Annotated in this window: 14 protein-coding genes; 9 read left to right on the top strand and 5 right to left on the bottom strand. The window is 43.7% G+C overall.

Annotated features, from left to right (window positions below; genetic code table 11):
- Positions 1–43 precede the first annotated feature (43 nt).
- Both JMX89_RS02590 and JMX89_RS02585 read left to right on the top strand, forming a co-directional pair.
- A complete protein-coding gene (locus JMX89_RS02590) occupies positions 44–1009 on the top strand; it encodes a polyphenol oxidase family protein (RefSeq protein WP_201550781.1) in 966 nt (321 codons plus the stop codon).
- Positions 1010–1275: 266 nt separating this feature from the next.
- Positions 1276–1893 carry an NAD(P)H-dependent oxidoreductase gene (locus tag JMX89_RS02585; RefSeq protein WP_133104204.1) on the top strand — a complete coding sequence of 206 codons (618 nt, stop codon included), beginning with the start codon at positions 1276–1278 and terminating at the stop codon, positions 1891–1893.
- A 92-nt stretch (positions 1894–1985) separates the two neighbouring features.
- Here JMX89_RS02585 and JMX89_RS02580 read toward each other — a convergent pair whose 3' ends face one another.
- Complete coding sequence (locus JMX89_RS02580) at positions 1986–2156, bottom strand: hypothetical protein (RefSeq protein WP_156772645.1); 171 nt, start codon at positions 2154–2156, stop codon at positions 1986–1988.
- A gap of 582 nt (positions 2157–2738) precedes the next feature.
- Between JMX89_RS02580 and JMX89_RS02575 the strand changes: the two genes are divergently transcribed.
- The 3 genes from JMX89_RS02575 (at position 2739) to JMX89_RS02565 (ending at position 6682) form a co-directional block, all read left to right on the top strand.
- Positions 2739–4193, top strand: coding sequence for a cytochrome c (locus tag JMX89_RS02575; protein WP_201550779.1), 1455 nt, complete (start codon positions 2739–2741; stop codon positions 4191–4193).
- A gap of 198 nt (positions 4194–4391) precedes the next feature.
- Entirely contained in the window at positions 4392–5993 is a 1602-nt protein-coding gene (locus JMX89_RS02570) for a flavin monoamine oxidase family protein (protein ID WP_201550777.1), read from the top strand.
- Between the two features lie 44 nt (positions 5994–6037).
- Entirely contained in the window at positions 6038–6682 is a 645-nt protein-coding gene (locus tag JMX89_RS02565) for a c-type cytochrome (protein ID WP_201550775.1), read from the top strand.
- A 117-nt stretch (positions 6683–6799) separates the two neighbouring features.
- Here JMX89_RS02565 and JMX89_RS02560 read toward each other — a convergent pair whose 3' ends face one another.
- The 4 genes from JMX89_RS02560 to tolQ all read right to left on the bottom strand — a co-directional run bounded on the left by JMX89_RS02560 (position 6800) and on the right by tolQ (position 10530).
- Positions 6800–8092, bottom strand: coding sequence for a PD40 domain-containing protein (locus JMX89_RS02560; RefSeq protein ID WP_201550773.1), 1293 nt, complete (start codon positions 8090–8092; stop codon positions 6800–6802).
- Between the two features lie 136 nt (positions 8093–8228).
- Positions 8229–9251, bottom strand: a complete 1023-nt coding sequence (locus JMX89_RS02555) for a cell envelope integrity protein TolA (protein WP_227672983.1) — start codon at positions 9249–9251, stop codon at positions 8229–8231.
- 92 nt (positions 9252–9343) lie between these two features.
- The gene (tolR, locus tag JMX89_RS02550) at positions 9344–9802 is read right to left on the bottom strand and encodes a protein TolR (RefSeq protein WP_133104210.1); all 459 of its coding nucleotides are present in this window, start codon (positions 9800–9802) and stop codon (positions 9344–9346) included.
- Positions 9799–10530 carry a protein TolQ gene (gene tolQ / locus JMX89_RS02545; RefSeq protein ID WP_201531354.1) on the bottom strand — a complete coding sequence of 244 codons (732 nt, stop codon included), beginning with the start codon at positions 10528–10530 and terminating at the stop codon, positions 9799–9801. Before tolQ ends, tolR begins: the two co-directional genes overlap by 4 nt.
- 511 nt (positions 10531–11041) lie before the next feature.
- Between tolQ and JMX89_RS02540 the strand changes: the two genes are divergently transcribed.
- The 4 genes from JMX89_RS02540 to JMX89_RS02525 all read left to right on the top strand — a co-directional run bounded on the left by JMX89_RS02540 (position 11042) and on the right by JMX89_RS02525 (position 19495).
- A complete protein-coding gene (locus tag JMX89_RS02540; protein WP_201550770.1) occupies positions 11042–12337 on the top strand; it encodes an NCS2 family permease in 1296 nt (431 codons plus the stop codon).
- A 777-nt stretch (positions 12338–13114) separates the two neighbouring features.
- Positions 13115–16372, top strand: a complete 3258-nt coding sequence (gene putA / locus JMX89_RS02535) for a bifunctional proline dehydrogenase/L-glutamate gamma-semialdehyde dehydrogenase PutA (RefSeq protein ID WP_201550768.1) — start codon at positions 13115–13117, stop codon at positions 16370–16372.
- Positions 16373–16383: 11 nt separating this feature from the next.
- Complete coding sequence (locus JMX89_RS02530) at positions 16384–17073, top strand: 1-pyrroline-5-carboxylate dehydrogenase (protein ID WP_201550766.1); 690 nt, start codon at positions 16384–16386, stop codon at positions 17071–17073.
- A gap of 763 nt (positions 17074–17836) precedes the next feature.
- Positions 17837–19495, top strand: a complete 1659-nt coding sequence (locus JMX89_RS02525) for a xanthine dehydrogenase small subunit (protein ID WP_201550764.1) — start codon at positions 17837–17839, stop codon at positions 19493–19495.
- Positions 19496–19596: the final 101 nt, after the last annotated feature.

The following is a 19596-nucleotide window of genomic DNA, read 5'->3' as shown; positions in this document are numbered from 1 at the left end:
AATAAGTAATACAAAGACGTTTTATTAAAACGGTAAATATGCCATGAAAAATACGCTTCCCATGACATTGCTAGCACAGCTTGATGATGTGGCTGTGTTTCAAACGGCTGCTTTTTCTGATATAGACTATGCAGGTATTGATATATCTCAGTCTAAAATCAATCAGCAGCCACATCAACGACAGCAAGCAAGTTATGGCAAGCTGAACTTGGGGCTGCATGTCAATGATGATGCAAGCGTAGTATTAAGTAATCGGATGCGTGTGCTTGCTAACATTAATGAGCAGATGATCGCGCAGCAAAACCTACCTGGTCATAGCGTGCCTGTCAAAGCGCTACATTGGGTTAATCAAGTCCATGGTAATCATATACATGATACCGATGCTACGGTACTGAGTATGGCGCCTATGGCAGCTGATGCTATGGTTAGCAAACAAGATGGTACTGGGCTTGCCATAATGACGGCTGATTGTGTACCGATCGTTCTTTATCAGCCAGCAACTGGGCAGATAGCGGCGATTCACGCTGGCTGGCAAGGGCTGGCATGCGGCGTAATCAAAGCAACGGCTGAACGCTTTAGCGACAGCGGCGAGATTATGGCATGGATAGGCGTTTGTATCAGTCAAGATAATTACGAAGTGGGTAGCCAAGTCCGAGATAAGTTATTGGCAGGTTGCATCGCGAATAACGCTTTGACGACAGATGCAATAAGTAATTTTGATGAGCGCTACGTGATGGCGTCAGGTACTAGCGAGTTAGACGCAGCGAGTACAGCGGACAAGTTATCAAACAATACGCCAGTCTATGCAGAAAAAATTAAGATAGATTTGCCAAAAATTGCCGCGGATCAGTTGCAGGCAGCAGGGATTGTCGTATGCAATGAGTCCTCTATCCCTTGTAGTTATGCTGACGGGCATTACTATTCTTATCGACGTCAGACCCATTTGCAGCAAGCTGCAACGGGACGCATGGCCTTGATTATTACGCGCAGTGCTTCTATATATAGCTAATCCACTTTTAAAAGGGTACAGAACTACTGGGGTTAATTATTCGCAGCCTCTGTCTGCGTAGACACAGCAAGCAAGAAAAAGTAACCCCAGAAGTACCTTATAACATTTGGATTTTTTTATTTAGGACCGACTATAGTAACTAAAGCATGATCATTTAAAAGAGTAACTGTCACATAATAAGTGCGTCTTCTTATCGTTAACAATCATAAGCCTAATTTACCTTTTTATTTTTTATTTCATTACTTATAGCCATTATTAGAGTTTATATGAATACATCTGTTACACCGTCTATTGTACTACCTCCTGACGAGACTTCTCTTAGCGTATCTAATATATCGATGGCCGTTATTTACCATAGTAACTACGGTCATACTCAACGTGTCGCGGAAGCAATCGTGACGGGCGCTCGTCAGCAACTACCTGAAGCGCAAGCCAAGGCTGTCGATGTCAATGACGTCGATTGGGAGTTTTTAGATCAAGCGGATCTGTTGGTTTTTGGTAGTGCGGTATATATGGGCAGTGTGACAGCAGGCTTTAAGACTTTTATGGATGCGACATCGAAGCGTTGGTATCATGGCAAATGGCAAGGCAAGTGGGCAGCAGGTTTTGCCAACTCAGGTGGGCTTAGCGGCGATAAGCTTGCTGTACTACAGCAGATTTGTCTTTATAGCATGCAGCATGGGATGAACTGGATAGGATTGCCACTCAGACCGACCGGACATGAGCCCCATGATTTAAACCGTTTATCGAGTAATTTGGGTTTGATGACCCAGTCGCTTGATGGTCCACCTGAAGAAACACCAGGCGCGGGTGATATAGATACGGCGATTTGGTTTGGTGATCATTTGGCAAAAACCATCATAAAACATCAGCCGGCCTCATAAAACTTCAAAAGCTATTTATTAAGTAGTAAATACCAAAAAGCAGATATCAAACTGATATCTGCTTTTTTTATTGTCAGCTTTTTATATCTATCTTAGTGCTCGTTATTTTCAACGGCAATATCTGCAACTGGGACAGTTTTAACCAACAGATTTTTGCTCGGAGCGTTTTTGACAGGAATCGGGCTTTCGACAAATTGAAACGACTGACAACCTGTCATAAATAAGGCAGCTGTGAATATATAGGTCAAGGTTAATGACTTCATAATGATATCTCAAAAGGCAATCGGCGACGGTGAAATAGCGCTCATCATAACCAATGCACGGGATTGTGCAAGATATTATCTCATTATAAACGGAAGTAGTACGCTCTGTAAGAAGCGTTTAGGATGGGCGTTATGTATCCATTATGTACAGCCATAATAGGATAAGAAGAAATGTTGGCTTCATTATCTAGCCATAATTTACCAGTAATTCATGTCTATAAATATATAGAAACAAGCTTTTATAACTTTACTAATTGTTTTATAAAGAATTAATTATTTTACCTAAATTTATAATATAAAAAGGTATAACCGTCTATTAAAAAATATATCCAATTATTTATCTTTTTAAGTTTTGTAAAAAAATGATAGCAATGCGTTACTATCCAAGTAATAGAAGTGAAATAGTCTTACAGTAGTAAGGTGAACAGACATTTTTTAGCAATGATCTATAAATGGATATTTTATTACAGTTTTATCTTGTACTGATAATAGCAAAAAATAATGATAAAAATTCAGCTTAACAGTGGATGTTATGCGCAACAATCATAAAAATACATGAGATGTTAGCGAAATGAGGGAATTATGAAGCGATTTTCTATGATGTTATCGATGCTTGCCATTGGTATGGCCTCCAGCGCTGCGATGTCTGAGGATACGAGCCTTACTAATACAAGCTTACCTAATGCGACCTTACCTAATATCAGTCCTGCCAATAGCGTGCTCGTCAATCGAGGTGCCTATATTGCTCGTGCAGCGGACTGTATGGCGTGTCATGGCGAAGACTATACTGGCGGTACAGCAATAGAGACCCCTATGGGGGAGATTTATTCTACGAATATCACCCCCTCCAAACGCTATGGTATCGGCAATTATACTGAAAAAGATCTAAAAAATGCACTGCAAAAAGGTCGTGCGCCTAGCCATATGCTATATCCGGCCATGCCATATCCTTCTTATAGTGGTATGAAAGAAGAGGATATCAGCGCGCTGTTTGCCTATCTGCAAACCGTGCCAGTAGTAGATGAAGCGCCAAAGCATAAAACTGACCTACCATTTCCGTTTAATATTCGTGCACTCATGTTCGGTTGGAACTTTTTAAATGTTCCTTCTACTGAGGGACGTGATGGCCTCAATGAGACGCAGAAGCGCGGTGAGTATCTGGTCAATAATCTAGAACACTGTGGTACTTGCCATACGCCACGCAACAGCACTATGGGCTTCGATAAAAAAATGTATTTATCTGGAGCGCAGTTAGGGCATTGGTATGCACCTAATATTACCCCTGACGAGTCAAGTGGTATTGGCAGCTGGAGTGAGCAAGATATCATTACTTATCTACGCACCGGCGAGCTTGATCAGCGCGCTTATGCTGGTGGTCCAATGGGTGAGGCAGTCGCGCATAGTACCCAGTATCTAAAGCAAGAAGACTTAAGCGCGATTGCCTTTTATCTAAAAACAGTACCTGCCATTCAAACCGATGATAAGGTATCTGCCATCGATGTCTCACGTTTGCCAACCCGTGTAAACGAATCTATCACCCATGATTTACTTGCCCAAAAAGATTATTTGGCTCAAGCCAAAACTGCTGTTAGTAAGGGCAGTAATTCACCAGAAGCCTTGTATTTGGCTACGTGTGGCAGTTGTCATGGTGTGGACGGCTATGGTCAACCTGATGCACAGTATTCACCCATCGTAGGGCTAAGCAGTCTGCGCCGTGATAAGCCTGATGTGCTCGTCAACATGATTTTGCATGGGGTCGTTGGCAGCACCAATACGTCACCGATTATGCCTGCTTTTTCGGATGAGCTGAGCAGCGAGCAAATTGCCAGTATCGCCAATTACGTACGCGTGAACTTTGGCGGTCTTGCCAGCAGCGATGTGAGTGCAGCCGATATCGAGCGCATCGCTGCCACTAGCGCCGAAAAGCCATTTTTAATTAAATACGCAGGCTTGCTGGCGATATTGGGTATTATCGTCGCTATTGCCATCATTATATTTATTATTCGAGCCATCATACGCTCTAAGCACCGTCACTGATTTGGGTTTTATTTCACCTTTCATCAAACAGCGTAGTCATAAATACTATAACGCTATGTTAGATACTGATTATAAGACAAGGATTATGGCAATTAGATAGAGCGTTATCGTTTGGCAATTATAGACAACAACACGCCAAGTACATTGATAAAGATGCGTCTACTATCCTGCACCATTGTCTACTTTAAGGATATTATTATGAAAGACATGCTTCAATCACCTACGCGCCGTCAATTGCTTTCAATGATTGGTAAAACAGCGGGCGCGACCGCCATGTATCAAGCAATGACGACCTTGGGGTTTGCTTCAGAGTCCAGTTTTAAAGAAGCAATGGATCTTAAAGGCGCACCTGCTGGCGCGAGCATTGTCATTCTTGGTGCTGGTCTTGGTGGTCTTACTGCCGCCTATGAGCTGCGAAAAGCGGGCTACGATGTCAAAGTGCTTGAGTTTCAAAATCGTGGTGGCGGTCGTAGTTGGACACTGAACAGCGGTGATAAATATACTGAGCTTGGCGGCGAAGAGGTCACTTGTGATTTTGAAGAAGGCAATTATTTCAATGGTGGACCATGGCGTTTGCCAAGCCACCACTATGCCGTCTTTCATTATTGCAAACAGTTCGGTGTTGAGATGCAACCCTTTATACAAACCAATGACCGTGCTTATTTGCATCGTACTAATCATTTCAATGGCGTACCACAGCGTTTGGGTGACATCAAAAATGACATTCAAGGTCATGTGGCGGAGCTGCTATCGAAGTCAGTAAACGTGGGTGGTCTGGATCGCTCAGTCAATACTGAGGACAAAGAGAAGCTTCTAGAAGGGCTAAAAGGCTGGGGCGTGCTTGATAAAGACTATCGCTATCGCGCCAGTAATGAGACTACCAAACATCGTGGCTTTAGTGTGTTCCCAGGTGGCGGTTTGATGCCAAATGAAAAGCCGTCAAAGCCATTACCAATCAGTGAGATACTAGATTCAGGCATGTGGGGAGATATTTATAGCAATCACATGACCTATGGACATCAGCCGACCATGTTTCAGCCAGTTGGTGGTATGGGTAAAATCGGTGATGCTTTCACCCGCGAATGTCGCGATATGATTGAATTTAATGCCAAAGTCACTAAGATTCATCAAGATGATACCGGCGTTACAGTCGACTATGTGGACAGTAATAGTCCCGATGGTGCAACCAAAACCATCCGGGCAGACTGGTGTGTCTGCAATATACCTTTAACCGTATTAACCCAGCTCGATATCAATGTCTCAAAACCAATGAAACAGGCGATGGCAGCGGTTCCTTATGACACTTCCTATAAAGTAGGTTTGGAATTTAATCGCCGCTTCTGGGAAGAAGATGAGTGGATTTATGGCGGTTTAACCTATACCAATATGCCTATTACCCAAATTGCTTATCCGTCAGAAAATATGTTTAAAGATGGCTCAGGTGTATTGCTTGGTGCCTATGGTTTTGGCGCGACTTCTTATAAATTTAATACTCTAACACCGCAAGAGCGTATCAATGTGGCGCTTGCCTACGGTAAGTATATCCATCCGCAGTATCCGAAAGAATTCCGCGCCGGAACATCTGTCGTCTGGCACCGTATTCCTTGGACACTCGGCTGTTACGGTATTTGGAGTGAGTCGAGTCGTGAGCAGCATTACGATAACCTATGCAGTATAGACAACCGTATTGTGCTGACAGGTGAGCATTGCTCTCATATTCCTGCGTGGCAGGAAGGGGCTATATTATCTGGCATGGATGCAGCTAAACGCTTGCATAAAAAAGCAAAAATGCTGGGTTAATTGCGCCGAAAATAGAGACAATTATTATAAATTCAGAGGCTATCATGAACACTATCATCATGAAAATAACTATCATGAAAAGCATGACACCTAAGATGCTGATGATCATGCTGTTAAGCAGCAGCGCATTATTAGGCTGTAGTCAAAAAGTAGGCGATGTAGAGACGATAGCCAGTAAACACGATGCTGAGCAAACGGTTGACTATCAAGCAAGTCGCAATACAGGCAGCTGGGGCGCTGTCTATATGAGCCGTGACGAGCTAAAAGCGCAGCCTATCAATGTTGTTGATGACAGCTCACTGCCCAATATGGAAAATGACCCTATTATTAGCGAGTGGGAAGCAAAGTTTGAAGGATCCAATGCCTTTATTACGACCGATGGCAAAAAGCTCTATCATGACTCCTGTGCTGGCTGTCATATGCATAAAGGCGAGGGCGCTTATGGTGCAGGCTATTATCCGCCACTGGCTAACAATAGCAAAATGCAGTCAAAATATTACATCATTGATATACTCATCAATGGTTTCCGCGGGATGCCATCGTTTCATATGATGATGAATGATGAGCAAATGGCGGCAGTGACTCAATACGTCGTCAGTGACTTAAATGGTTACACGGATACAGTGACTGCTGAAGACGTGGCCAAGCTGAGACATGCCAATCCGCCCGGTTATGATCCAAGTGAATAGTGTTGCTGTGAACAATGTTTCCTTAGAATAAAAGCTAATCGATTTACTCTCATATAAAAAATCGCCCAATCGATGATTGGGCGATTTTCTTGGTTAAGACATTACGAATTTCTAGCCCTATCTGGGACTGGCTGACCAGACAGGTGAGCGAATCGTACCTTGCCCAGATTTACCAAAGGCTTCGCCGCCGTTTAGTGATTTGATAGTCAGTACGCCCTTACCACCTTGCTTTGATGCATAAACGACACGCTTACCATTTGGTGAAAAGCTCGGTGCTTCATCGATACCAGTATTGCCTAAATTAGCAGTGACCGCGCCGCCGCTGTTCATAATAGCCGCTGAGCGCCCATTTAAAAAGGCAATTTGCGTGCCATCGCTACTAAATTGTGGGCTGGTCGCATAACCACTATTAGATACTTTGGTTGTGCGCCCTGAACCAAATTCATAACGATAAATCTGCGGCTTATTAAATCCAGTCTTATCAGATACAAATACAAAAGATCTGCCATCAGGGGCGTAGCTTGGCTGTACTTCACTGCTTGGCCAATTGGTCAGTCGTCTTGGTTGACCGCCGCTGGCACTCATCTCATAAATATCAGCACTGCCTTCAAAACTACTCGAAAACAGTATTTTGCTGCCATCTGGCGAGAACGAAGGACTTAAGTTGCTACCAGGGAAAGGCGTCAATGGCGTTGCACCGCCGCCGCTCACGCTTTGCACATAAATAACAGGATAAGATTTATCTCGCTGTACTGAATAAGCGATACGATTGCCATCGGGCGACCATGCTGGAGAGAAGATAGAGCCTGAAACCTCAGTAATGGTTTTGGCGTTTTCGCCATCAGCATCCATGACTTTTAAGCGTGAGACTTTTGCTTTTCCGGCACCAATTTCTTCAATATAGGCAATACGCCCTGAGAAGTCCCCTGGAATGCCGGTAATGAGCTCGTACACTTTATCTGCGATGACGTGACCGGCATAGCGCATGCTGTCTTTATTGTTATCAGCGGTTAAAGTCTGCTTGCCTTCGATCACGCGTCCTGTTTTAACCTCAATCACTTCATAATCGGTCACCACTTTACCGCGGCTACTGCGAGTGCTACCTACGACAAGATAAGGAATCCCCATACTTTGCCATACCGGTAATGTCCCTGCCAGCTCGCTGCTACTGCGTGGCTGCTGCGGTAGATTCTGACTGGTAACTTTGAGCTCAGTTTTGCTCAAGTCATTGACAATGATAGGTGACAATACGCTATCACCAGCAAAAGGCACAAAAGCCACTTGATTCTGTTGCACAGGAATCTCGTAATCCAATTCTAAAACGACAGGCGCTGCCAGCACACTTGGCGCGATAAGTAAGCTTGAGGCGCTAGCAAGTAATGATATGAGTAGTTTTTTATGAGTGTGCATGAGTAAGTTAAGCTCCTGAAACAGTATGAGTATCATTTTTATAGGTTATTAGTCCGCCATAAAGATAAGGCAGTCCCTTCTACAGTACAAGCTGTTTAAGGTAACGTTATCAATAATATAAGACATGAGCAACTGATTAATTGCTACCTTTAAACTGTAGAGTAAAGGTCGGGTATTTGGGATCGTCAGCATCGATTGGTAAGCTGCCTGTGTTCAATACGGCTTGTTTTGCTGCTTCATTGACAGCTTCATCAGGTCCTGACGCAGTAACATTGGTGATATTACCGCTGGCATTGACCGTAATTGTGAGGGTCGCACGCTGGGTTGAGCCCTTTGCTGCAGTCGGTGGGTTATAGTTACGTCTAATAAGATTAATGATTTCACTATTACTAGCACCGCGACTACCACCTGATGCTGAGCGGCTGTTGCCTTTTGAAGGGCTTGAGGTTGTGCTATCACCGGATAAAGTTGACTGCCCATCGTTTGATAGACTAAGGGTTTGACCTGAACTACTAGAGCCGCCCGTATTGATTTCTATATTTCGGTCGGTAGCAGTTGGGCGCTTAATCTTGGGAGGATTGTTTTGTTTATTGCGGAAATCTCCAAGCCTTTTTTGCTCTTCAATCAGCTGCTGTCGTCTTTCTTTTTCAATCTGGTCATGTTCTTCTAAGACGGATTCGTCTAAGCGCGCGGCCCACTCAGCCATACTGCGCTCATACTCTTGGTTTTGCTCAAGCAGGCGTTGATGCTGCTCTTCACTCATGAGCATCGGGCTAGTAGCAGATTCATCCGAGCGTGTGAAGACAGGCACTTGCTGAGAGTTTGGTTGAGCAGGATTTGGAGTGCTGACGCTACCATCAAAGGCTTCTGTTGGCGTAGCTGAACTACTTGAGCCGTTTTCCGCTTGCATGGCACTGGCTGCGGCGGCGCGATTGGCAAGAATTTGACCTTGCATCTCGGCTAACTGTTCAGGAGATACCATGGTCGTTTCAATACTACCTGCGGTCTCAACGTCCATATTTTGGTAGGTATAGATAAGTATACCAATGACAAGACCATGTGCCAGCAAACTGAGCAGCGTGGGTAAGGTTAGCCCATTGCCTTCGGGTTCAGTTGGTACATAAACGGTTGGAGCCTTGTGCATGGTAGTGATACTCAAAAACGTGATACTAAAAGATAAGCTACATCAGATTATCTGCTTTATTATAACCGGCTACACCAAAACGGCTGTTTTTTAATATTATAAAATGATTAAACTGCTGGTGTAGGCAATGGAGCGCCAGTTAATAGTCCAACCTTCTGGATACCAGCTTGTTGCAACGTTGCCATCAAAGTCATGATAGCGCCATATTGATTGTTTTGGTCGGCATTGATCATCACTTGTACTGGTTGCGCACCGGCATCACTGCTTTGACTTTGCAAAGTCGAGAGGGTGTCAATCAGCTCAGGCTCACTAACAGGTAAGTCAACATTGCTCTCATAACTGATAAAAATCTCGCCGTTACCGGTCAGAGATACAATGACTGGTAGCTGGCTTTGACTCATGGTGTTGGTTTGCTCTTTTGGCAAATCTACATCGACGCCAGTAATCAGCATCGGCGCGGTCACCATAAATATCACGAGCAGCACGAGCATTACGTCGATATAAGGAACAACGTTCATCTCCGCATTCAGTGCTTTTTTCTCACGGCGATAGGGACTTTGTTTCATAGACCAGCCACCTGAGTGCCCTGGTTGGCTTGGCTTACTTGAGTGCTAGGCTGCGGGCTTTCATTACTGGTTTCGCGCTGTAGCATACCCGTCATCTCATCACAGAATAAGGCACGTGAATCATATAATCGACTAGATTTGGCGGTAAAATGGTTATAAGCCAATACCGCAGGAATAGCGGCAAACAAACCCATAGCGGTGGCAATCAATGCTTCTGCAATACCTGGTGCCACAGCGGCTAGGGTAGCTTGTTCATTTTGTGACAAGCCCAAAAAGGCATTCATGATACCCCAAACAGTGCCGAACAGACCGACGTAAGGTGCAACGGAGCCGATACTGGCAAGCGTTGTAAGTCCTGATTCCAAAAGTAGCTGCTGACGACCAAGACCCACCCTAAGCTTACGCTCAACGCCATCGATAATGTCATCTTTTGGTTGACGTTTTTTGTGCATTCTTAAGTATTCAGAGAAGCCAACATAGAAAATCTGCTCAAGACCTTGGCGCTCAGGTGAGCCCTGAATACCTTGATACAATTTTGCCAAATCTTCACCCGACCAAAACCACGCCTCGAACTGTTGGTCAAAGTTTCTGGCAGTGCCAAGCCGCGCACTCATACGAAAAATAATCACCCAACTGAGTAACGATGCTAATAACAATAGAGCCATCACGATCTGAACCAGCAGGCTCGCTTGAGTAATAAGGTCGATAATATTTAAGGATTCAGGCATGTAAAGGACTCATGGATAATTAATAATAGTCATTAAAAATAGGGTGCTCATATTAACCCCCTAGTGTACTGCTAATCTTGGTAAATATCATTAATAATGTGTTAATTACATAATGAGCAGTTTTTTCCTAAAATTTATGGTGACAGCACTATCATTTTATAATATTGTCCATATGGTCAACTATTTTTTGCTCTTTTACTGACAAGTTCATGGCATTCATTGAAATTATTTATTTATTTCCATAGAATGTTATGATTTGTTGCTGTAATTTTTCACAGCGGTTTTATTTTTAGCAAATCTTGTGTGGCTAAAGGATTAAAAACATCATCTCCAACCGTAGTTTATAGCGTCATTTACAGTCGCAATTTGGAAGCGTCATTTATCGTCGCAATTTAGGTGTATTTTTTATGTTTGAGTTAAAAGCGGCATTTATCGTCGCAATTTGGAAGCGACATTTATCAATACCATTTGATAATGATAATTTACTCACTGCAATTTGGAAGCGACTCCTATGAACGCAATTGAACGATATTTTGGAATCAATGGTCAAAACACCACGATCAAAACAGAAATTTTAGCGGGTGTAACCACGTTTTTAACGATGGCTTACATCATATTTGTCAACCCTAATGTACTTGCTGATGCCGGTATGGATAAAGGCGCAGTATTCGTAGCCACGTGTCTTGCCGCAGCTATTGGTTGTTTTATTATGGGGATTTATGCCCGCTTGCCAGTGGCCCTAGCGCCTGGCATGGGACTCAATGCCTTCTTTACTTATGGCGTGGTTTTGGGTATGGGCTACGCGTGGCAAACGGCGCTTGGCGCAGTATTTTTGTCAGGTTGTATCTTTATCCTATTAAGTTTGTTTAAAATCCGTGAAATTATTATTAATTCTATTCCGGTCAGTATTAAACAAGGTGTTGTCGCTGGTATTGGTGCATTTTTGGCCTTTATTGCGCTCCAAACCGCAGGCGTTATCGTGAATAATGATGCGACGCTGGTGGGACTTGGTGACATGACCTCGTTTTCACCTGCGATGGCAGCCCTTGGTTTTATTGTCATCGTGGGTTTGTCACATAAAAAAGTACCAGGTGCGGTCACTATTGGTATTTTACTAGTCGCGCTTATCAGTCTGCTCACAGGAAATACGCAGTTTTCAGGTATTATTTCAGCGCCGCCACCTATTGCTCCAACGCTAATGCAGCTTGATATTGCTGGCGCGTTTGATGTGGCGATGATTAGTGTTATCTTTGCTTTCTTATTCGTTGATTTATTCGATACAGCAGGTACGCTGATTGCAACCACCACTCAGGCAGGTTTGATTGGTAAAGATGGTAAAATCCCGAATATGGGTAAAGCGTTACTAGCAGATTCGACGGCAACGGTAGCTGGTACTTTCTTGGGCACGTCATCGACGACAAGTTACATCGAAAGTGTGTCAGGTATCGCATCAGGTGGTCGTACTGGACTGATGGCAGTGACAGTTGGTGTGTTATTTTTACTCAGTGTGTTCTTTTCACCACTTGCTGGTATGATTCCAGGATATGCGACGGCAGGCGCTATTTTTTATGTAGCAGTACTCATGATGGAGACATTAAAAGATGTCAAATGGAATGACTTAACAGAAGCGGCGCCAGTGGTGGTCGTACTATTGTTTACGCCTTTGACCTATTCTGTCGCTGACGGTATTGCACTTGGCTTTATCACCTTTACTGCCATCAAGGTGGTCGCTGGTAAATTCTCTGACATCAGTATTCCGGTTTGGATATTGACAGTAGTATTACTGGCCAAGATCGTCTTTATCTAGCTTTTTACATTGACTAACGCTCAATGTTAAGCAAGGTTGATATTGCTGTAGAAATATAGTTTAAGCCCTTCTTATTATTAAATGATAAGAAGGGTTTTTTATGCTTAATTTTCCTATTGTTTCAAGATAGTCGTGCCAACTGTTTGATTCCTAAAACAATTAATCATAAATAGTAAATCAGAAATTATAACCAAAGCGTCACGTTTGCGAATGCGTTAATAACTGTTTGTTTTTTAACACTATTATAATTGGCTAAAATGCATAATATTGTTAGTTTGAAAATTTATTTCATGGTAATATGCGGATATTAAGCGCATCACCTCAATCAACGCCGTAGAGGTTTTTCTTATCAGTGAATCAGCATTGCATATTGCCACTTTATATTGCAAACACTCTCCTTTCACTACTAACAAGAAGAAGGCACTAATGCCGCTTAGTTTTATGTTGTTGCCTTTGTATTGTTGACGTAGTCCGTTGCACAGTCAAACGATCTACTTGACCTTTTCCAGCTTATGCTGGATTTTCTCGTTTTTTAATATTGTCGTGTGTTCTGTTCATTGTTATGTATGTTATCAAAGCCGAATCACTCACACTGCTTAATAGCTGATTGTGATTGATTGCTGTTTTCGATAGGGTAGATGATAAACCGTTTCAATACTTTAGCCTTACGACGTTGTTTTAGCGCCACAATATTTAAAAGTTTCAATATCAAAAATTTTCAATGTTAAAAAGCCCCAGCGCATCACTTATGATGGATTTTCAAGTTATGGAGTTGTTATGAACCCAGTAGAGCAATTTACCCCGCAAGAGCCGATTTTATTTAATCCTATTGATTTGTTATCACCAGAATATATTGCTCAGTCATCAACAGAGCTACATGCGCGTATATCGCCTTTATATAGCGTAGATGAAGAGCGCTGGTTGACGCAGTTATTGCCACTTGCCAAACCGACAGATGCCGAGCGTGACAGTGCAGCTACGCAGACACGTCAGCTGGTTGAGCATGTGCGCAATGATGGTAAAGCGGTAAAAATGGTCGACTCATTATTGCTTGAGTACAGCTTGGATACCCAAGAAGGTGTTTTGCTCATGAGCTTGGCGGAAGCCTTGATTCGTGTGCCGGACAATTATACGGCTGATGCGCTGATTCATGACAAGATGAGCGTCGCTGACTGGAAAAAACATTTAAAAAATGACAATGGTTTTATGGTCAATGCCTCAACGTGGGGCATGATGATGACAGGTCGTGTGGTGAGCATCGATAGTGATACCACGGCATCTGGATTTTTGGATCGTATGACCAAAAAGATGGGTGAGCCTGTTATTCGTAGTGCTATGCAAAAAGCCATGCGTATCATGGGACATCAGTTTGTACTTGGCGAAACGATTGAAGGCGCTAATAAAAATAGCCAGCCATATCGCAATAAAGGCTATACCTACTCATTTGATATGTTGGGTGAAGCGGCAATTACTCATAAAGATGCTGAAAAATACTTTAATGATTATTTGCATGCTATCAAAGCCACCGCAAGTGTGAAAGTTAAAGAGGGCATGCCGAAGCCATCAGTTTCTATCAAGCTGTCCGCATTGCATCCGCGTTATGAAGCCACCCAAGAAGAACAAGTCATGGGGCTGTTGCGTCAACGCTGCTTGTTACTGATTGAAGCTGCGCGTGAGGTAAATGTTGATATCAGTATTGATGCCGAAGAAGCCGATCGTCTTGAGATATCGCTAAAACTATTTGAGTCTTTATATCGCGACAATCTAACAGCGGATTGGGATGGTCTTGGTTTAGTTGTACAAGGTTACTCAAAGCGTGCAATTGCTATTTTGGCTTGGCTGGCACGCTTGGCAACTGAGGTTGGCGACCGTATTCCTGTACGTCTAGTAAAGGGCGCTTATTGGGATACAGAAATCAAGTTGGCGCAGCAAAAAGGTCTATCAGGCTATCCGGTCTGGACGCGTAAAGAAGGGACGGATACCGCTTATCTTGCCTGCGCACGTTTCTTATTATCAGAGCATTTGCGTGGTCTTATTTGGCCACAGTTTGCAACGCACAATGCGCACACGCTTGCTTCAATCATGACCATGAGCTCGCACAGAGACTTTGAGTTCCAGCGTTTGCATGGTATGGGTGATGCGCTTTATGACCATATCTTACAAGCTTATCAAATCCCTGTGCGTATCTATGCACCGGTTGGCGCTCATAAAGATCTGCTGCCGTATTTGGTACGTCGATTGCTCGAAAACGGTGCCAATAGCTCGTTTGTCCATCAGTTATTAGACAAGTCTTATCCAATTGACAAGCTAACTGTACATCCGTATGACAAGCTATTAACCAATGCAACGCTACACAATCCAGATATTCCATTACCGTTAGCTATCTATGGCGCACGCCGTGCCAGCTTTGGTCCCAATATCTTTGTAGAATCGCAGTGGATACCGTTTAAAGCAGCTATCGATACGCATATACACAAAACATGGTCTGCGACTTCGGTTATTAATGGCCACGCAGTCAATGACAATACGGTAGATGGCGACACTCATCAGCTTGACAAGCAAGCTATATGTGCGCCTTGGAACCATGAAGTCATTGCCGGTGAAGTCGTCTATGCCAATGCTACTATCGCACAGCAAGCAATTGCGGCGGCAGTCGCTGGACAAGGCGAATGGCAAGCGGTTGCTGCTACTAAACGTGCGGCTATATTGCGTAAAATAGCGGACTTATATGAAGAAAACTATGCAGAGCTGATGGCATTATGCCAAGTTGAGGCAGGTAAAACCTTACAAGACAGCATTGACGAAATCAAAGAAGCGGTTGATTTTTGCCGTTTTTATGCTGATGAAGCTGAGCGTTTAGATGATGTTATTTATGAGTTTACCGATTTGGCAGGCAAGCCGTCGCGTCAAGTTTATAAAGCACGTGGCACCTTTATTTGTATCAGCCCATGGAACTTTCCATTGGCTATTTATACCGGTCAAGTAGTTGCAGCACTGGCTGCAGGTAATACCGTAGTGGCAAAACCTGCCGAACAGACGAGCTTAATCGCTCATTTCGGTGCGCAGCTTATGTATCAAGCTGGCGTGCCAGTAGAAGCATTGCAACTCGTGATTGGCGCGGGCGACGTTGGTGCTGCATTGACTGCTGCGGACAATATCGCAGGTGTTATCTTTACAGGTTCGACCCAAACGGCGCAGCGCATCAACCAAAGCCTAAATGCCCATGCTCAAGTCAGCGGTGAGCTGCCTGTCTTTATCGCCGAGACTGGCGGACAAAATGCCATGATTATGGACTCAACGGCATTGCCTGAGCAAGTGGTTAGAGATGCGGTATTATCTGCCTTTGGTTCAGCAGGTCAGCGCTGTTCAGCATGTCGTATCTTATGTGTACAAGAAGAGATGGCAGATGATTTGATTGAGCTATTGCAAGGCAATATGGCTGAATTAATCGTTGGCAACCCGCTATATGCGACTACAGATGTAGGTCCTGTGATTGATATTGATGCCAAGCGCGGACTTGAAGCGCATATCGAACGCATGCGCGCTGAGCCAACGGCTACGATTTTGGCGCAGACACCGATGAGTGATAGCTCAGAGGTCAGTCAAGATCAAGCAACGTTTGTATTGCCAACGGCGATAGAAGTAAAAAGTATCGATGTGATCGGTGGAGAGCATTTTGGTCCTATTTTGCATGTACTGCGTTATGAAGCACGTGATCTAAATAAGCTGATTGATGCAATCAATGCGACGGGTTTTGGTTTGACCTTGGGCATCCATAGCCGTATTGAAAACACAGTAGAGCATATCGAGCGCCGAGCCTTTGTCGGCAATACTTATATCAACCGTAACCAAATCGGCGCGGTCGTCAACGTACAGCCGTTCGGTGGCTGCGGTCTATCGGGCACAGGTCCCAAAGCAGGTGGTCCACATTATGTCGCCCGTCTGATGAGCTTAACGACAGAGCAGTTGGCTAATGAGCAAGTGGCTCTGATAGACAATACCACTGCAACCAGTACTCAAACAATAATCGCATAAGGAGTAGCACTATGGCGACTGAATTCAAGAAAAATCATGGCCAAGTTTGTGAAACTTGGCGTTTGCTTGGCGCAGTGAATCGTGCCACTTATCTGCAAGAAGCCGCACCAAGACTGGCATTATTGACCGGTGATGCCAATAAGGCAAAGCGTCTGTTCAATCATTTATTGAGCGCCGCACCCATGCTTGACGAAGAGCACCGTATGACTGGGGCTACGGGCGAGTCAAATGACTTGTACGTGACGGGTCGCGGTAAGACGATGGTTGTTGGCGGCGAGTCTGCTCGCGCTATGGCAGTGCTTGGGCAATTGCTAGCAGCATTATTAACGGGTAATGAGGTGATATTGCATTGCCCAAGCCAAGATGAGATGTGCATTGAAGCGGCAAAAATCCTCTATGAGAGTGGCATCAGTGATGATGTGCTGAGTGTCGCCAATGACTCACAAACCGTCACGCTTTTATACATCGATCGCCTTGCGCAAGTTGCCGTCTCTGGTAATCGGCAAGAGGTGCAAGCGGTCAGTCAAGAGCTTGCCAAGACCGATGGTATGTTGACGCAAGTCATTAGCGTCACTGATATGGACGGCTTATCAGAGATTCTAACGCCTGATTATCTATACCGCTTCGTCACTGAGCGTGTAAAGACCATCAATACCACTGCCATTGGCGGAAATGCAAGCTTGTTAGAGCTTGGCACATAGAAGTAACAGCAACAATTTAGTACAGGCAACCAATAATCTCATAAGAAGTTAAAAGATTAGCTTATTGCCAATAAAGAAATAGCTCGAATAGTAAAAATGACGATCAGTCATTATTCCCAAATATTTGGTGAGTAATTTCTGGTCGTTTTTTTATGCTTAAATTTAGAGGTAGGATAGGTAGGTGTTTTAGTAAATACTCACTTTAGTAATGAAGTTTCTTGGCTTTTCAACCAAAATAAGGTATTTTTTGAGTTGTAAGTTAAACAAAGATGGTGATAATATAAGTTAACCGTTTAGTCAGCAATTATTCACTAAATGGTTAATAACTCCCTTTAACACGGAACGTTGACGTAAGCTAAGCCTCGAAAGCATGTTTTAACGGTGCTTATATTCCTCGATTTTCCGATAGAGTAGTCGTCATTAAGACGATACCCAAACCCTTGATAATGCTTTTGTATTTACTAAAGATGCTCATACATTATAGGTAAATTAAAAAGTTCAAACCGCAAACAGATTAAGCCTGAGCAAGTCAGTAGTCAGATAGGCAGTCAGCTTATTCAATACAGTTATAACTCTCAGTATTGATGTAGGTATGATGATCATCATCGTATAAATTTTATTAACATGGTAATTAAGTACTCACTTAAGGGCAGCGCATTTGTGTGCAGTTATCCTTTAAGATACTGATTGTTAAGATTTTATGATTCGATTAAAGATAAAGCAGTTTTTTATCTTCCTTTTATTCTGACAGCTGAGCATTGCTATGATTCATTTTTATTTGAACGGTCAATATAAGCAATTAACTGACCTCAATCCGAATACCACGGTGCTTGAGTATTTGCGCTTGCACGAACGCCAGACTGATACCAAAGAAGGCTGCGGCAGTGGCGACTGCGGAGCCTGTACGGTGATGGCGCAGCGCTTACCTAGCAGTGGTGAAGATTCTTCTGATTTGCCTTTTTATACCCTTAACGCCTGTATCACGCTACTGTCATTGATGGATGGTCATCATATAATGACGTCAGCTTATATCGCGGACAATCCTGAACATCATCCAGAACGTGCTTTATTGCACCCAGCGCAGCAAGCAATGGTCGAATGCCATGGCTCGCAGTGCGGGTTTTGTACGCCTGGATTTGTGATGACGCTGGCCAGCACCTACGAGAATCATCGTCTGCAAGTCGCAAAAGGAACCATTAAAGATGATTTGAGCTACGATGATATCGTGGCTTCAATTGGTGGAAATCTTTGCCGTTGTACAGGCTATCGTCCGATTATCGAGGCTGGTTTGGCAATGAGTGAGATTGGTAGACAACGCGACGCTGATCAGACGATCGCCAAAGACTTGACCATCAGTTTAGCGACAGATGCGATGGCAAATAGCAGACAGACCGTTTCAAGCGAAATGGGCACTATTGAGCCTGCGCTTACTCAAGGGTCACGTAAGTTATTCATTCCACAGTCTGTTGCTGAGCTCAATCAAGTGCTCGCTGCCCATCCAAAAGCGACCATTTGGGCAGGTGGTACGGACTTAGGTTTGAGTGTGACGCAACACTTGGTTGATCACGATATTATCGTACAACTGTCAGCGATTGACGAGCTAAAATCTTGGTCACTACAAGCGTTAAGCTTAAATACTGATGAGCAGTCTAAAGGCGATAGCGAAGTAGAGTTTTTAGTATTGGGTGCTGGCATGAGCTATAAGAGCATGTTGCCTGCGCTTGAACAGCATTTCCCTGCGTTTGCCAATTTGTTTGAACGTATTGCTTCTCCGCAAATCCGTAATATGGGCACTATCGGCGGTAACGTCGCTAACGCTTCACCGATTGGCGATTTGCCTCCCATTCTATTGGCATTAGATGCTCATATTCATCTGCGTCATTGTGCTGCTATTGACAATGCTAGTAACAGCGCTACTGACAATATCAATGTTAATAATGTCTATTCAAATCAAGTATCTAGTATTGATGAAATCATTCCTTTATCTAAATTCTTTTTAGATTATAAAAAGACCAAACTACGTGCTGGTAGTTACGTGGTTGCCGTTCATATTCCGCTGATGCAAGATCATCAGTATCTCTATATTCATAAGATTAGTAAGCGTTACGAAGATGATATCTCAGCGTGCTTGCTTGCTGCGCGACTTGATTTGTCAGCGGATGGCATGACTATCCAAGATGCAAAATTTGGACTTGGCGGCATGGCGGCGATACCTTTATTGGCAGCAGAATGTCAGCAGGCACTAATTGGACAAGCAGTAAATGTTGCCAGTTTCGAGCAGGCAGCACAAAGGCTACCTAATGATGTCTCGCCGATGACCGATGTGAGAGCCAGCCGTGAGTATCGTATGCATGTGATGCAGCGGTTAATCATTAAGTGTGGCAAGCAATTGGTTGCTGATGTGCAAACGGTAGATGCGTAAGTAAACATATAGCAAGTAAGCTCGGCAAGAGCTAAATAGACGGCCCTAGCGTTTGAACTTGCTTGATTATGCTAACTCACCTAACTTTCGCATCGCTAAAA

Origin of the sequence: Psychrobacter sp. DD43 (assembly GCF_904846555.1) — a bacterium.
Lineage (GTDB): Bacteria > Pseudomonadota > Gammaproteobacteria > Pseudomonadales > Moraxellaceae > Psychrobacter > Psychrobacter cryohalolentis.
The sequence above is the reverse complement of the archived record's forward strand: the minus strand, read 5'-3'. Positions and strand labels throughout refer to the sequence as shown.

Coding starts and splice junctions, on each gene's coding strand:
- tolR (WP_133104210.1), bottom strand. CDS start 9,802: ATGAAACAAAGTCCCTATCGCCGTGAGAAAAAAGCACTGAATGCGGAG.
- JMX89_RS02575 (WP_201550779.1), top strand. CDS start 2,739: ATGAAGCGATTTTCTATGATGTTATCGATGCTTGCCATTGGTATGGCC.
- tolQ (WP_201531354.1), bottom strand. CDS start 10,530: ATGCCTGAATCCTTAAATATTATCGACCTTATTACTCAAGCGAGCCTG.
- JMX89_RS02525 (WP_201550764.1), top strand. CDS start 17,837: ATGATTCATTTTTATTTGAACGGTCAATATAAGCAATTAACTGACCTC.
- putA (WP_201550768.1), top strand. CDS start 13,115: ATGAACCCAGTAGAGCAATTTACCCCGCAAGAGCCGATTTTATTTAAT.
- JMX89_RS02565 (WP_201550775.1), top strand. CDS start 6,038: ATGAACACTATCATCATGAAAATAACTATCATGAAAAGCATGACACCT.
- JMX89_RS02590 (WP_201550781.1), top strand. CDS start 44: ATGAAAAATACGCTTCCCATGACATTGCTAGCACAGCTTGATGATGTG.
- JMX89_RS02570 (WP_201550777.1), top strand. CDS start 4,392: ATGAAAGACATGCTTCAATCACCTACGCGCCGTCAATTGCTTTCAATG.
- JMX89_RS02560 (WP_201550773.1), bottom strand. CDS start 8,092: ATGCACACTCATAAAAAACTACTCATATCATTACTTGCTAGCGCCTCA.
- JMX89_RS02540 (WP_201550770.1), top strand. CDS start 11,042: ATGAACGCAATTGAACGATATTTTGGAATCAATGGTCAAAACACCACG.
- JMX89_RS02530 (WP_201550766.1), top strand. CDS start 16,384: ATGGCGACTGAATTCAAGAAAAATCATGGCCAAGTTTGTGAAACTTGG.
- JMX89_RS02580 (WP_156772645.1), bottom strand. CDS start 2,156: ATGAAGTCATTAACCTTGACCTATATATTCACAGCTGCCTTATTTATG.
- JMX89_RS02585 (WP_133104204.1), top strand. CDS start 1,276: ATGAATACATCTGTTACACCGTCTATTGTACTACCTCCTGACGAGACT.